At 63.1% G+C, this 14207-nt stretch carries 11 protein-coding genes; 3 read left to right on the top strand and 8 right to left on the bottom strand.

What is annotated here, in order from left to right; genetic code table 11:
• Positions 1 to 637: 637 nt before the first annotated feature.
• Positions 638 to 1900 carry an OprD family porin gene (locus ACZ9GA_RS23140; protein WP_457360556.1) on the top strand — a complete coding sequence of 421 codons (1263 nt, stop codon included), beginning with the start codon at positions 638 to 640 and terminating at the stop codon, positions 1898 to 1900.
• Between the two features lie 159 nt (positions 1901 to 2059).
• Here the strand turns inward: ACZ9GA_RS23140 and pcaC are convergent, their stop codons facing one another.
• From pcaC to pcaR, 7 genes are all read right to left on the bottom strand, one after another.
• Positions 2060 to 2452 carry a 4-carboxymuconolactone decarboxylase gene (pcaC, locus tag ACZ9GA_RS23145; protein WP_027976947.1) on the bottom strand — a complete coding sequence of 131 codons (393 nt, stop codon included), beginning with the start codon at positions 2450 to 2452 and terminating at the stop codon, positions 2060 to 2062.
• Between the two features lie 17 nt (positions 2453 to 2469).
• A complete protein-coding gene (pcaD, locus tag ACZ9GA_RS23150; RefSeq protein ID WP_027976946.1) occupies positions 2470 to 3264 on the bottom strand; it encodes a 3-oxoadipate enol-lactonase in 795 nt (264 codons plus the stop codon).
• An 11-nt stretch (positions 3265 to 3275) separates the two neighbouring features.
• Entirely contained in the window at positions 3276 to 4640 is a 1365-nt protein-coding gene (locus ACZ9GA_RS23155) for a 3-carboxy-cis,cis-muconate cycloisomerase (RefSeq protein ID WP_457360554.1), read from the bottom strand.
• 48 nt (positions 4641 to 4688) lie between these two features.
• A complete protein-coding gene (locus ACZ9GA_RS23160) occupies positions 4689 to 5978 on the bottom strand; it encodes an MFS family transporter (protein WP_457360553.1) in 1290 nt (429 codons plus the stop codon).
• Between the two features lie 135 nt (positions 5979 to 6113).
• Positions 6114 to 7319: a 3-oxoadipyl-CoA thiolase gene (gene pcaF, locus ACZ9GA_RS23165; RefSeq protein WP_457360551.1), complete on the bottom strand. Its 1206-nt coding sequence runs from the start codon at positions 7317 to 7319 to the stop codon at positions 6114 to 6116.
• 260 nt (positions 7320 to 7579) lie between these two features.
• Positions 7580 to 8926, bottom strand: coding sequence for a 4-hydroxybenzoate transporter PcaK (pcaK, locus tag ACZ9GA_RS23170; protein ID WP_457360549.1), 1347 nt, complete (start codon positions 8924 to 8926; stop codon positions 7580 to 7582).
• A 281-nt stretch (positions 8927 to 9207) separates the two neighbouring features.
• Positions 9208 to 10050: a pca regulon transcriptional regulator PcaR gene (pcaR, locus tag ACZ9GA_RS23175; protein WP_455923946.1), complete on the bottom strand. Its 843-nt coding sequence runs from the start codon at positions 10048 to 10050 to the stop codon at positions 9208 to 9210.
• Positions 10051 to 10595: 545 nt separating this feature from the next.
• Here pcaR and ACZ9GA_RS23180 point away from each other — a divergent pair.
• Positions 10596 to 10796: a hypothetical protein gene (locus ACZ9GA_RS23180; protein WP_455923945.1), complete on the top strand. Its 201-nt coding sequence runs from the start codon at positions 10596 to 10598 to the stop codon at positions 10794 to 10796.
• A gap of 300 nt (positions 10797 to 11096) precedes the next feature.
• Entirely contained in the window at positions 11097 to 12569 is a 1473-nt protein-coding gene (locus tag ACZ9GA_RS23185; RefSeq protein ID WP_027976939.1) for an inorganic phosphate transporter, read from the top strand.
• 142 nt (positions 12570 to 12711) lie between these two features.
• Here ACZ9GA_RS23185 and ACZ9GA_RS23190 read toward each other — a convergent pair whose 3' ends face one another.
• Positions 12712 to 14190, bottom strand: coding sequence for a helicase HerA-like domain-containing protein (locus tag ACZ9GA_RS23190; RefSeq protein WP_457360546.1), 1479 nt, complete (start codon positions 14188 to 14190; stop codon positions 12712 to 12714).
• Positions 14191 to 14207 lie beyond the last annotated feature (17 nt).

Here is a 14207-nt window from a genome sequence, read left to right on the forward strand (position 1 = left end):
GTTTTGTGGTGCTCATGCGATCGCGCGCCGCCCGCGCGGCGCTTCCCGGGCACAGCCCGGTCCTACATTTGTTTCGGGCGTGCATCGCCAGTGGCATCACCTGGTCCGCTCTGTTTATTCACTACAAATCTGCAGCGAACAAACAAGGCGGACTAGGTGATGCCACAGACATAATTGGCCCGAAACAAATGTAGGACCGGGCTGCGCCCGGGAAGCGCCGCGCGGGCGGCGCTCGGTCGCATGCACACCACAAAACCCCAGCCTAACAGTCGTACGACAACTGATGAATAACTGTCATTCCCGTCAGAAACAATGCTATAAAACACACGCGCTAATAAAATAAAGGGGGTTGATCGGAACTAACAAGTTAGTTAGTGTTCGCTTATCGCCCCGTTTAGACTGCGACAGATTGATTCACCCCTTGCGACCGAGCACCATCCGCTCAACAGGACAGGTGATGGATCGCCAGATCCCTGAACACAAAAAAACACAATAACAACAGGTAACGCCACCATGCACACCCTCTCTCCGCTGACCAGCTGAACCTCAACGCTTGTACCGCTGCATGAATCACGACGACTTGAACAACCGTCGCGACGGCACCCTGTTGCTCATAATTAGAGAGACCACAACAATAATGAAAGCCATCACTCGCTCGTCCTACTCCCGCAGCCTCATCGCCCTGGCCATCGCCGGCTCTTCCCTGCCCGTGATGGCAGCTGACACCGGAGGCTTCGCCGAAGACGCCAAGGTCAACCTGACCCTGCGCAACTTCTACTTCGGTCGCAACTTCACTGACAGCGCCGCACCACAAGGCACCCAGGCCGAGTGGACGCAGAACTTCATCCTCGATGCCAAATCGGGCTTCACCCAAGGCGTGGTTGGCTTTGGCGTCGACGTGCTGGGCACCTACTCGCAGAAACTCGACGGCGGTGGCGGTACCAGTGGTACCCAACTGCTGCCACTGGACAGCGATGGCAAGGCCGCCGACAACTTCGGCCGCCTGGGCGTGGCCCTGAAGGCCAAGATCTCCAACACCGAGCTGAAAGTGGGCGAATGGATGCCGGTGCTGCCGATCCTGCGTTCGGACGACGGCCGTTCGCTGCCGCAAACTTTCCGCGGTGCGCAAATCACCTCGAAAGAAATCACCAACCTGACCCTGTACGGCGGTCAGTTCCGTGACAACAGCCCGCGTAACGACGGCAGCATGAACCCCATGCAGCTGACCGGTAATACCACGCACGAGTCCGATCGCTTCAACTTCGCCGGTGCCGAGTACACCTTCAACGACAAGCGCACCCTGGTGGGCGTGTGGTATTCGCAGCTGGAAGACATCTACAAGCAGCAATACCTGCAGTTGATCCACTCCCAGCCGGTAGGCGCCTGGACCCTGGGTGCCAACCTGGGCTACTTCCACGGCAGCGACGACGGCAGCGCGCTGGACGGCAAGCTGGACAACAACACCTACTCGGCCATGCTCTCGGCCAAGTACGGCGGCAGCACCTTCTACGTCGGCCTGCAGAAGCTGACCGGCGACAGCAACTGGATGCGCGTCAACGGCACCAGCGGCGGCACCCTGGCGAACGACAGCTACAACTCCAGCTATGACAACGCGCAGGAAAAATCCTGGCAGCTGCGTCATGACTACAACTTCGCCGCTGTCGGCGTACCAGGCCTGACCCTGATGAACCGCTACATCCACGGTGACAACATCCACACCGCCACCATCGACGGTGGCAGCGAGTGGGGCCGTGAATCGGAAGTGGCCTACACCTTCCAGGAAGGCACCTTCAAGGACCTGAACCTGCGGTGGCGCAACTCGAGCATGCGTCGCAGCTACGGCACCAACCAGTTCAACGAAAACCGTGTGATTGTGTCGTACCCGATCAGCATTCTGTAACCCTGTAGCCGCTGCCGCCAGGCTGCGCAGACCCCCTGCCCCGCTGGAGATTTTCAGTGTACGCAAGGGCCAGCGCAGCCTGCGGCAGCGGCTACGGTGACAGGCAACAAAAAAGGGCGATGATTTCTCATCGCCCTTTTTGCATTTCAACCGTCGCGATTATTCGCGCGATTCGACGCCCAGCTCATCCCACACCGACTCGGCCAGGTGGAAGGTGGCGTTGGCCGCCGGAATGCCGCAGTAGATCGCGCTCTGCATCAGCACTTCCTTGATCTCGGCACGGGTGACGCCATTGTTGGCGGCGGCACGCAGGTGCAGCTTGAGCTCTTCATTGCGGTTCATGCCGATCAGCATGGCAATGGTGATCAGGCTGCGGGTATGACGCGGCAGGCCCGGCCGGGTCCAGATGTCACCCCAGGCGTGACGGGTGATCATTTCCTGGAACTCACCGTTGAACTCGGTGATGTTGGTCAGGCTGCGGTCCACGTGAGCGTCGCCCAGCACGGCGCGGCGAACTTTCATGCCTTCGTTGTAGCGTTCTTTCTCGTCCACGGATGACTCCTCGACTATCAGTGTTTGGCCAGCAGGAAATCCAGCACGCGCTGGGTGAAGGGTTCGCCAACCTGTACGTTGGACAGGTGCGCCGCATAGAACTCGGTGTACTCGGCGCCCTTGATGTTTTCTTGCAGGAAACGACCGTCAGCCGGGGTAGTGACCGCGTCGCCCGTGCCGGCGATGACCAGGGTCGGCACCTTGATGGCGCCCAGTTGCTCGCGGAAATCGGCGTCACGCACGGCGCCGCAGTTGGCGGCGTAGCCTTGCGGCGAGGTGGCGGCCAGCATGTCGGTGATGCGCTTGGCTTCGGCCGGGTTGGCTTCGGCGTAGTCCGGGGTGAACCAGCGGGCGATGGAAGCATCGCGCAGCGAGACCATGGCGGCCTGGCCGTCGCGCAGTACCATCTCGATGCGCGGGTTCCACACGTCCGGGTTGCCGATCTTGGCGGCGGTGTTGCAGACGATCAGGCGGTTCAGGCGCTCACCGGCATTGATACCCAGCCACTGGCCGATCAGGCCGCCCATGGACAGGCCGCAGAAATGCGCGCGCTCGATGTGCAGGGCGTCCAGCAGGGCGATCACGTCGCCACCCAGTTGCTCAATGCTGTACGGGCCTTCGGTTACCAGCGAACCGCCGTGGCCACGGGTGTCGTAGCGCAGCACGCGAAAGTGCTGGGTCAGGCCGGCGATCTGCGTGTCCCACATTTCCAGGGACGTGCCCAGGGAGTTGGACATCACCAGCACCGGCGCATCTGCCGGGCCATCGAGTTGGTAGTTCAGTTCACCATCAGCGAGTTGAATCTTGCCCACAACGGTTCTCCTCAGGCACTAAAACGGGAATGTTCAGCCACGGCACGCTCGACCCAGGTTTGTGCCTGGCCCAGGTAGTGCGCGGGGTCGAGCAGACGATCAAGCTCGTCCGCGGAAAGTTCGGCCGTCACCTTGGGCTCATCGCCCAGCACGGCGCGCAGGTGGCGCTTTTCGGCCACGGCGCGTTTGCAGCACTGCTCCAGCAGATGGTGCGCGGCATCGCGGCCCAGGCGCTGGGCCAGGACGATGCTGACCGCTTCGGCCAGCACCAGGCCCTGAGTCAGGTCGAGGTTCTTGAGCATGCGCGCGGCGTCCACTTCCAGGCCGTCGGCGAACAGTTGCGCCTGCTCCAGGGCACCGGCCACCAGGCAGCAGATCTCCGGCAGGGTGTCCCACTCGGCGTGCCACAGGCCCAGGCTGCGCTCGTGCTCCTGGGGCATGGCGGCGAACATGGTCGACACCAGGCCCGGCACGCGGGTGGCCGCGCCGATCAGCACGGCGGCGCCCACCGGGTTGCGCTTGTGCGGCATGGTGGACGAGCCACCCTTGCCCGGCGCCGACGGTTCGAAGACTTCGGCGGCTTCGGTCTGCATCAGCAGGCTCACATCACGGCCCAGCTTGCCCAGGCTACCGGCGATCAGGCCCAGCACCGAGGCGAACTCCACCAGGCGGTCGCGCTGGGTGTGCCAAGGCTGTTCAGGCAGGGTCAGTTGCAGCTCTTGCGCAAGCGCTTCGGCCACCGGCAAAGCGTTGGCGCCCAGTGCGGCCAGGGAGCCGGAAGCACCACCGAATTGCAGCACCAGCAGGCGCGGCTTGAGTTCTTGCAGGCGTTGGCGGCTGCGGGTGACCGCGCCCAGCCAGCCGGCGATTTTCATGCCCAGGGTCACCGGCGTGGCATGTTGCAGCCAGGTACGGCCGGCAAGGGGTGTGGCCTTGTAGCGTTCGGCCTGACGGGCCAGCGAGTCGCCCAGCACGGCCAGGCGGTTTTCCAGCAGATGCAGGGCGTCACGCAATTGCAGCACCAGGCCCGTATCCATCACGTCCTGGCTGGTGGCACCCAAATGCACATAGCGTTCGGCTTCCGGCGCCTGGCTGGCGATCTGCTTGCCGAGCATCTTGACCAGTGGAATGGCCGAGTTGCCCGCACTGCAAATGGCCTGGCCCAGCGCCTGGTAATCGTAGAGCGAGGCCTGGCAGGCCGCTTCGATGGGCGCCACGGCGTCAGCGGGAATCACCCCAGCCCGGGATTCGGCACGGGCCAGGCCTGCCTCGAAGTCGAGCATGCCCTGCACACGGCCACGGTCGCTGAAAATATCGCGCATGGCATCGGCGCTGAAGTAGGCATCGAACAGCTGGTTGCTCGGTCTCTCGCTCATAAACCTTCCTTAAAGGCGCGCGCCCACTTTGGGCGCGCGCTGGCTGGATCAGTGATCGTGATGCAGGTACGACGGCTGCTTGGGCAGGCGCAGACTGAACAGGAAGGCGATGGCCATCATGATCGTCACGTACCAGTAAAATGCGTTTTCGTTACCGCCGGACTTGAAGCTCAGGGCCACGAATTCCGCCGAGCCGCCGAAGATGGCGTTGGCCACTGCGTAGGCCAGGCCCACGCCCAGGGCGCGTACCTGCGGGGGGAACATCTCGGCTTTCACCAGGCCGCTGATCGAGGTGTAGAAGCTGACAATGGCCAGGGCCAGGGTAATCAGCACGAACGCCAGGAACGGGCTGGTGACGGTTTTCAGTACCAGCAGGATCGGCAGGGTGAACAGCGTGCCCAGCGCGCCAAACCACAGCATTGAACTGCGGCGGCCGATTTTGTCGGCCAGCATGCCGAACAACGGCTGCATGCACATGTACAGGAACAGCGCGCCGGTCATTACGAAGCTGGAGGTCTTGGCGGTCATGCCCGCGGTGTTCACCAGGTACTTCTGCATGTAGGTGGTGAAGGTGTAGAAAATCAGCGAGCCGCCGGCGGTGTAGCCCAGCACGGTAATAAAGGCCGGCGTGTGGTTGCGGAACAGCCCGACGATGCTGCCGGCGTCCTTGTCCTGGCGGGTTTCGGCGCTGGTGGTTTCCTTCAGGGTGCGACGCAACAGCAGCGAGATCACCGCGGCAACGGCGCCCACCACGAAGGGGATGCGCCAGCCCCAGGCACGCAGTTCGTCTTCGCTGAGCACTTGTTGCAGGATCACCACCACCAGCACGGCCAGCAACTGGCCGCCGATCAGGGTCACGTACTGGAACGAGGCGAAGAAGCCGCGCTGGCCGCGCAGGGCCACTTCACTCATATACGTGGCGGTGGTGCCGTACTCGCCGCCTACCGACAGGCCCTGGAACAGGCGCGCCAGCAACAGCAAAGCCGGGGCCCACAGGCCGATGCTTTCATAGCCCGGCAGGCAGGCGATAACCAGGGAGCCGGCGCACATCATCAGCACCGAGATCATCATGGAGTTCTTGCGACCGTGACGGTCCGCCACGCGGCCAAAGATCCAGCCGCCAATGGGACGCATCAGGAAACCGGCCGCGAACACGCCTGCGGTGTTGAGCAACTGCACAGTGGCATCGGCGGACGGGAAGAAATGCGGTGCGAAATAAATCGCGCAGAAGGCATACACATAGAAGTCGAACCATTCGACCAGGTTGCCCGAGGAAGCGCCGACGATTGCAAAGATGCGTTTACTGCGCTCTTCGCCGGTGTAATGAGTTGTTGTCATGTTTTTATCACTCGTTAAGGTTGGAACAGTCTAGACATATACCGTAACAACCCCCTCCGACAAAACAATTACCCGAAAGCCCAACGGCCTTGCGTGGAGGCCGATGGGCATTTCGGGTAACCGGACTGCTCTGTATCAGACGCGTTCGATGGCCAGTGCCAAGCCTTGACCGACGCCGACGCACATGGTCGCCAGGCCTTTCTTGCCGCCGGTTTTTTCCAGCTGGTGCAAGGCGGTCATGACGATGCGAGCACCGCTCATGCCCAGCGGGTGGCCCAGGGCGATGGCGCCGCCGTTGGGGTTGACCTGCGGAGCGTCGTCGGCCAGGCCCAGTTCGCGCATTACCGCCAAACCTTGGCTGGCGAAGGCTTCGTTGAGTTCGATCACGTCAAAATCGTTGACCGCCACGCCCAGGCGTTCGATCAGCTTGCGCACCGCAGGCACCGGGCCGATGCCCATCACACGCGGGGCCACACCGGCGCTGGCCATGCCCAGTACACGGGCACGTGGCGTGAGGCCGTGTTTCTTGACCGCTTCGGCCGAAGCCAGGATCAGCGCCGCGGCACCGTCGTTGACGCCCGAGGCGTTGCCGGCGGTGACGGTCTTGTCCGGGCCGTTGACCGGCTTGAGCTTGGCCAGGGTTTCCAGGGTGGTGTCGGCACGTGGGTGCTCATCGGTGTCGACGATGGTCTCGCCCTTCTTGTGGGCAACACGCACCGGCACGATTTCTTCGGCGAAGTAGCCGGCGGCCTGGGCGGCCGCGGTGCGCTGCTGGCTGCGCACGGCAAAAGCGTCCTGGTCGGCGCGCGACACTTTATAGTCGTCGGCGACGTTGTCGGCGGTCTGTGGCATGGCGTCCACGCCGTACTGGGCTTTCATCAGCGGGTTGATGAAGCGCCAGCCGATGGTGGTGTCTTCCAGCTTCATGTTGCGCGAGAACGCCGCATCAGCCTTGCCCATCACGAACGGGGCGCGGGACATCGACTCGACGCCGCCGGCGATGGCCAGTTCCATTTCGCCGCTGGCGATGGCGCGGAAGGCCGTGCCGATGGCGTCCATGCCCGAGGCGCACAGGCGGTTCAGGGTGACGCCGGGGATGCTTTCCGGCAGGCCGGCCAGCAGCAGCGCCATGCGCGCCACGTTGCGGTTGTCTTCGCCGGCCTGGTTGGCGCAGCCCAGGAACACTTCGTCCACCGCGGTCCAGTCGACGTGCGGGTTGCGTTCAATCAGGGCCTTGATCGGCGCAGCCGCCAGGTCGTCGGCACGCACGGTGGACAGGCCACCGCCGAAACGGCCAATGGGGGTGCGAATCGCGTCGCAGATGAATACTTCACGCATCAATCTTCTCCTGGTAATGGCCGTGAGCGGTGGCAGCTCAGAATAAAAAAAAGGCGCGAGGGGCACGCCAGAATGGGTAGCAGATTAAGCTGCCGGTTTTGGTGAAACAATCCGATAATCGACCTTGTGTGCGATCACCGAACCAATCCTTGCCTTGCTACATATCCTTGTAGCCGCTGCCGCCAGGCTGCGCTGGCCCTGGTATTCACTGGAGATCTCCAGCGGGGCATAGGGCCAGCGCAGCCTTCGGCAGCGGCTACGGGTCAGGTGGCGTCAGCGTGGCTGACCATGCCTTTGATGACCACGGCGGTGGTGGCCAGCGCGGCCGGGATCACCAATGCGGTCAGCACTTGCTCGAAGTTCCAGCCCAGGCCCAGCAGGGTTGCACCCATCCAGGCGCCCAGGATGGCACCGAAGCGGCCGATGCCCAGCATCCACGATACGCCCGTGGCGCGGCCCTGGGTGGGGTAGAAGCGCGCGGCCAGCGACGGCATCGCCGATTGCGCGCCGTTCACGCACATGCCCGCCACCAGCACCAGGGTCGCCAGCACGGTGATGTGGCCCAGGCTCTGGCCCACGGCGTAGGCGAACACGCCTGCCAGCAGGTAGAAGGTACCGATCACCTTGTGCGGGTTGAAACGGTCCATGGCCCAGCCCACGCCCACCGCGCTCAATACGCCGCCGAACTGGAACAGCGCGCCGATGAAGGCGGCCTGCTCCATGCTGGCGCCGCTGTCACGCATCAGGGTAGGCAGCCAGCTGGTCAACAGATAGACGATCACCAGGCCCATGAAATACGTCAGCCACAGCAGCAAGGTGCCAACGCTGTAGGTACCCGAGAAGATCACCGCCAACACGTTGCGGCCCTTCACGGTGTTCTGTTCAGGCACGCTGAAGCTGCCTGCCTCGGCCACCACGGCCGGGGCGATGGGTGCCAGGGTTTTGCGGATGCGATCCGTGCCGCGGTTGCGCACCACCAGGAACCGCGCCGATTCCGGCAGCCACACCAGCAGCACCACCGCCAACACGATCGGCAGCAGGCCGCCCAGCAGCAACAGGCTGTGCCAGCCGTAGGCCGGGATCAGCTTGGCGGAGATAAAGCCGCCGCCGGCCATGCCCAGGTTGAAGCCGCAGAACATACTGGTGACCAGCAGCGAGCGGAAGCGCTCGGGGGTGTATTCGGACAGCAGCGTGGTGGCGTTGGGCATGCCGGCGCCCAGGCCCAGGCCGGTGAGGAAGCGCAGCACCAGCAGTTGATCGACGTTACCGCTGTAGGCCGAAGCCAGGCTGAAGATGCCGAACAGCAGTACCGCACCGACCAGCACCACCTTGCGACCGAAACGGTCGGCCAGCGGGCCGGAGCCCAAGGCGCCGAACACCATGCCGATCAGCGCAGCGCTCATCACCGGGCCAAGGCTGGCGCGGTCGATGCCCCAGTCCTGGGACAGCGCCGGGGCGATGAAGCCCATGGCGGCGGTGTCCAGGCCGTCGAGGAAGACGATCAGGAAACACAGGATCACCACCCGCCACTGGTAGCGCGACAGGGGTTGGTTATTGATGAAGGACTGCACATCAAGGCAGTTCCCTACAGCAGCTTGTGGACTGTTCATTGTTTTTATTCCGCAAAGGACGCGCAGGAGCACGTATGCCGGTACTGGACCTGCACACTCAAAAGCATAGTGGTTGGACGGGGATCAGGCTCGGCGAGTGGATCGCTGGAGCACGTGCGGGCGCACGGAAGGGAATCGAGTCATGGGTCAACCTCTGCACTTTATTATTGGAAGGTCGAGGGGGGCTCGACCTGTGCGGGCGACATTAATCAGCGCCGCAACGCGGCGCAATTCGCTATTGGTATATCTGTGCGTTTATCGCACAGCAACCGCCGAAGGGTTCACGCAAACAATTGCGCACTCAGATCGCGGCTGGCGTTGAGCATGATCGGCAGGATGCGCTGCTCCAGTTCCGTGCGGCTGGCGCGGCCGGCGTGGGTGCTGACGTTGAGCGCGGCCAACACCTGCCCGGAGGCGTCGTAGACCGGCACGGCGATGGAGCGCAGGCCCTGTTCCAGCTCCTGGTCGACAATGCACCAGCCCTGCTGCCGCACCAGCTGCAGGCATTCGAGCAGCGCCTCGCGGGTGGTCAGGGTGCGGCTGGTCTTGGGCTTGAGGTCGACGTTGTCCAGGTAGTCTTTGAGGGTCACGTCGTCCAGCGCCGCCAGCAGGATGCGGCCCATGGACGTGCAATAGGCCGGCAACCGCCCGCCCACCGCCAGGTCCACCGAGATCAGCCGCTGGGTGGTGGCCGAACGGGCGATATAGAGAATGTCGTCACCTTCCAGCGTGGCCATGTTGCAGGCTTCGTGCAGCTGCTCGCTCATGCTGTCCAGGTACGGCTGCGCGGTCACGGCCAGCGGCGTCGACGACAGGTAGGCGTGACCCAGGGTCAGCACCTTGGGCAGCAGCGAATAGGTGCGCCCGTCGGTGGTGGCGTAGCCCAGCTTGATCAACGTGTGCAGGCAACGACGCACGGCGGCGCGGGGGATTTCAGTACGGTGGCTGATCTGGGCGATGGTCAGGTGGCGCTTGCGCTCCTGGAACGCCTGCACCACGGCAAGGCCGCGCGCCAGCGAGGTCATGAAGTCCGGATCGCCGGCGAACGCCTGGATACGCTTGGCCGGGGACGCCACGATGGGCGGGGCCAATGAGGTGAATGAATTGCGCAGTTGATCGTTCATTCCGGGTCCTTTGCATGGTCAATCTGTACGCGGGAGCATCCTGCCAATGCGCGACAAGCGTCCGTCAAGGGCGATTATCGAACGATTGGCCGATAATCGCAATTGACCATTCGCCTGGTTGCTTATACCTTTCCACTGCCACCATGTGGCTTCTTGGAGAGACTGGTCAGGTACCCACCAAAGAAGTCCCAGGCACGGCCTTGCCCCGGGGCAAGGCCGTTTTTTCTTCCCTGCCCCACGCCTGCCACGCGCGCTGTAACAAAACTGGTTGCCAAGTTGATACAAGCGACGCATTCGGTTGATAGTCTTATTGGCGAGTATTGCTATAATTAGTTTGCGTGGGCCTGGTAACAGTTTAGTTCACACAGGCGCACACTCCGTATCGACCAACATTCGGCGCCGGTACGTGGCTTGGCGCAGCATCGCCGGCCTCCCGACAATAAACAGACTGTTGCTACGACAGCCCCTTTTTCCGGTGACGTGGCCGTGAGCCTGGACGGGTATCGCGCAAACACCGGAAACAAATAGAACCATTAGGTAACAATGTGACGAAAGATGAACTGCGCGCGGAACTTGAGCGCCAGGAACAACGTTACAAGGATGTTTACGGCGGAGAAGTGACCACTTACGCCGCGCAACCCGAGCCGGAACGCAAACCGTGGCGCAAGCGTGCCAGCCTGCTCGACCAGGCCTTTGCCCAGGAAATCCAGAAGATCGAAAAGGATCTGAAGGGCGAGGAACCTTGAGCGCTGATTGCACTCTAATGGCATCACAGACGGTCCTGCCCGCCATGACCGATCAATGACAGCCTGATGACGGGAAATTTCATACGCTTGTTTGAGGCCTTTAAAACAGGCTCAAATCTGCGCTAAAACCCGTCAAAGCCCGCCATTTTGCGGACTTTCCCCGCCTGTTCCCCCAGGCGGGCAGCCCTTGGTCGTCCTGACCGAATTGTCGAAATTTGTTACCGACTGGCAGCGAGGGCATCGATTTGCAGGGTTTTCTGGCATAATCGCGCCCCCTTATGACCGGGTCAGAAAACCTTCATGATTGATTTATTCCACGGAGTCGACGCCTGGGTACTGGTGAGCCTTTTCTTCGCTCTCGCCTTTGTCCTGGCTTTCGAGTTCATCAATGGCTTTCATGACACCGCCAACGCGGTCGCTACTGTCATTTATACCAAAGCCATGCCGCCACACCTGGCCGTGTTCTTCTCCGGCGCCTTCAACTTCCTGGGCGTGCTGTTTGGCGGCGTGGGCGTAGCGTACGCGATCGTTCACCTGTTGCCGGTCGAGTTGCTGATCAACGTCAACACCGGCCAGGGCCTGGCCATGGTGTTCTCGCTGCTGGCGGCGGCCATCGCCTGGAACCTGGGTACCTGGTATTTCGGCATTCCGTCGTCCAGCTCGCACACCCTGATCGGTTCGATCCTGGGCGTGGGCCTGGCCAACGCCATGCTCAACCACATCCCGCTGGGCAAGGGCGTGAACTGGCAGAAAGCGATCGACATCGGCGCCTCGCTGGTGGTCTCGCCCATCGTTGGTTTCCTGGTGGCCGCGCTGGTGCTGATTGCATTGAAGTGGTGGCGCCCGCTGTCCAACATGCACAAGACCCCCGAGCAGCGCAAAAAGACCGATTCCAAGAAGCATCCGCCGTTCTGGAACCGTCTGGTGCTGGTGGTATCGGCCATGGCCGTGAGCTTCGTGCACGGCTCCAACGACGGTCAGAAGGGTATCGGCCTGATCATGCTGGTGCTGATCGGCATCGTGCCGGCGCAGTTCGTACTGGACCTGAGCAGCACCACCTACCAGATCGAGCGTACCCGCGACGCCACCCAGCACCTGAGCCAGTTCTACCAGCGCAATGCACCGACGCTGGGCGAATACCTGGCCCTGGGCAAGTCCCAGGCCGGTGACCTGCCGGACCAGTACCGTTGCGAACCGCAGCAGACCGAGCCCACCATCAATGCGTTGCTGACCACCCTGAACGGTGTGTCGGACTACCATTCGCTGGCCCCGGAAAAGCGCATCGAAGTACGCCGCTACCTGCTGTGCCTGGACGACACCGCGCGTCAGGTGGGCAAGCTGCCGGCGCTGGACTCGCGTGAGAAGTCGGACCTTGAGAAACTGCGCAAGGACCTGACCACCACCACCGAATACGCGCCCTTCTGGGTCGTGGTGGCGGTAGCACTGGCCCTGGGCCTGGGCACCATGATCGGCTGGAAGCGCGTGGTGCTGACCATCGGCGAGAAGATCGGCAAGCAGGGCATGACCTACGCACAGGGCATGTCGGCGCAGATCACCGCCGCGCTGTCGATTGGCCTGGCCAACGTCTTCGCGCTGCCGGTGTCGACCACCCACGTGCTGTCGTCGGGTGTTGCCGGCACCATGGTCGCCAACAAGAGCGGGCTGCAGGGCGGCACCATCAAGACCATCATGCTGGCGTGGGTGTTGACCCTGCCGGCGTCGATGGCCTTGGCGGCGGGGCTGTTCTGGTTGTCGTCGAAGTTTGTGGCCTAAGGTCACTGCGATTGAAAAAGGCGCCTTCGGGCGCCTTTTTTGTATCGGAACACCTGTAGCCGCTGCCGAAGGCTGCGCAGGCCATCAGGTTCACACCAGATTTTCAGTGTGGCTGATGCCCAGCGCAGCCTGGCGGCAGCGGCTACCGGCGTTTTTTACCGCCTAAAAGAGACCCCATCAACCCGCGCACCAACTCACGCCCCAACTGACTGGCCGCCTGGCGCATCGCCGACTTGATCGCCTGCCCGGCCACCCCGCCCAGCAGCTCCCCTGCCCTGTCCGCCAGGCTGCCACCCGCCGGCGCAGGCTCGGCCGTCTCATCCACCGGCGGCGCCTTGCGCGCCAGCAGCATTTCATACGCCGATTCGCGATCCACCGGCTTGTCATAGCGCCCCTGCAACGAGGATGCGGCAATGATCGCCGCGCGCTCCGCCTCGCTCAGCGGCCCGATGCGCGACTGCGGTGGCGCCACCAGCACCCGCTGGACCATGGCCGGCGTGCCTTTGTCCTGCAACGTGCCCACCAGCGCTTCACCAATCCCCAGCTCAGTCAGCACCGCCAGGCTGTCAAAAGCCGGGTTGGGACGGAAACCATCCGCCACCGCCTTCAACGACTTCTGCTCCTTGGCCGTGAACGCCCGCAGACCGTGCTGCACCCGCAGGCCCAGTTGCGCCAGCACGTTGTCGGGCAGGTCGGCCGGCGATTGGGTGACGAAATACACGCCCACGCCCTTGGACCGGATCAGGCGCACCACCTGCTCCAGGCGGTCCTGCAAGGCCTTGGGCGTGCCGGCGAACAACAGGTGCGCTTCATCGAAAAACAAGGCCAACAGTGGTTTGTCGGCATCGCCGCGCTCGGGCAACTGCTCGAACAACTCAGCCAGCAGCCACAGCAGGAACGTGGCGTACACCTTGGGCGCCTCATGCACCAGGCGGCTGGCATCGAGCAGGTGAATACGCCCACGGCCATCGGCGGTGGGCGCCAGAATATCCTGCAACTGCAGCGCGGGTTCGCCGAACAGAGCTTCGGCGCCCTGCTGCTCCAGGGTGGCCAGCCTGCGCAGCAGGGCCTGGACCGAACCGCTGGTCATCAACGCACTGTCATCGCCCAGCGCCTGGGGGGTGTCGCGCAAATAACCCAGCAGCGCTTTCAGGTCCTTGATGTCCAGCAGCAACAGGCCTTCACGGTCGGCCACTTTAAAGGCGGCATACAAGGCGGCCTGCTGGCTGTCGGTCAGCTCCAGCAGGCTGCCCAGCAGTAACGGCCCCATTTCGCTGAGGGTAGTGCGCAACGGGTGGCCGCTTTGCCCGTGCACATCCCACAAGGTGACGGGGTACGCCTGGGGCCGGTGCTGCAACCACGGCATGCCGGCGATGCGCTCGGCCACCTTGCCGCTGGGCGCGCCCGCGGCACCCAGGCCGCACAGGTCGCCCTTGATGTCGGCCGCAAACACCGCCACCCCGGCATCGCTGAAGGCCTCGGCCAGGCGTTGCAAGGTGACGGTCTTGCCGGTGCCGGTGGCCCCGGCAATCAGGCCATGGCGGTTGGCCAGGCGCAGGTCCTGGCCGATGGGCTGCCCTGTCAGGCCGGCCCCTATGAGCAATTGCGCACTATCAGGCATTTCGTCACCTCGCTTAA

The organism is Pseudomonas sp. TE3644 (genome assembly GCF_056278815.1).

Coding starts and splice junctions, on each gene's coding strand:
- ACZ9GA_RS23140 (WP_457360556.1), top strand. CDS start 638: ATGAAAGCCATCACTCGCTCGTCCTACTCCCGCAGCCTCATCGCCCTG.
- ACZ9GA_RS23155 (WP_457360554.1), bottom strand. CDS start 4,640: ATGAGCGAGAGACCGAGCAACCAGCTGTTCGATGCCTACTTCAGCGCC.
- ACZ9GA_RS23160 (WP_457360553.1), bottom strand. CDS start 5,978: ATGACAACAACTCATTACACCGGCGAAGAGCGCAGTAAACGCATCTTT.
- pcaK (WP_457360549.1), bottom strand. CDS start 8,926: ATGAACAGTCCACAAGCTGCTGTAGGGAACTGCCTTGATGTGCAGTCC.
- pcaR (WP_455923946.1), bottom strand. CDS start 10,050: ATGAACGATCAACTGCGCAATTCATTCACCTCATTGGCCCCGCCCATC.
- ACZ9GA_RS23185 (WP_027976939.1), top strand. CDS start 11,097: ATGATTGATTTATTCCACGGAGTCGACGCCTGGGTACTGGTGAGCCTT.
- ACZ9GA_RS23190 (WP_457360546.1), bottom strand. CDS start 14,190: ATGCCTGATAGTGCGCAATTGCTCATAGGGGCCGGCCTGACAGGGCAG.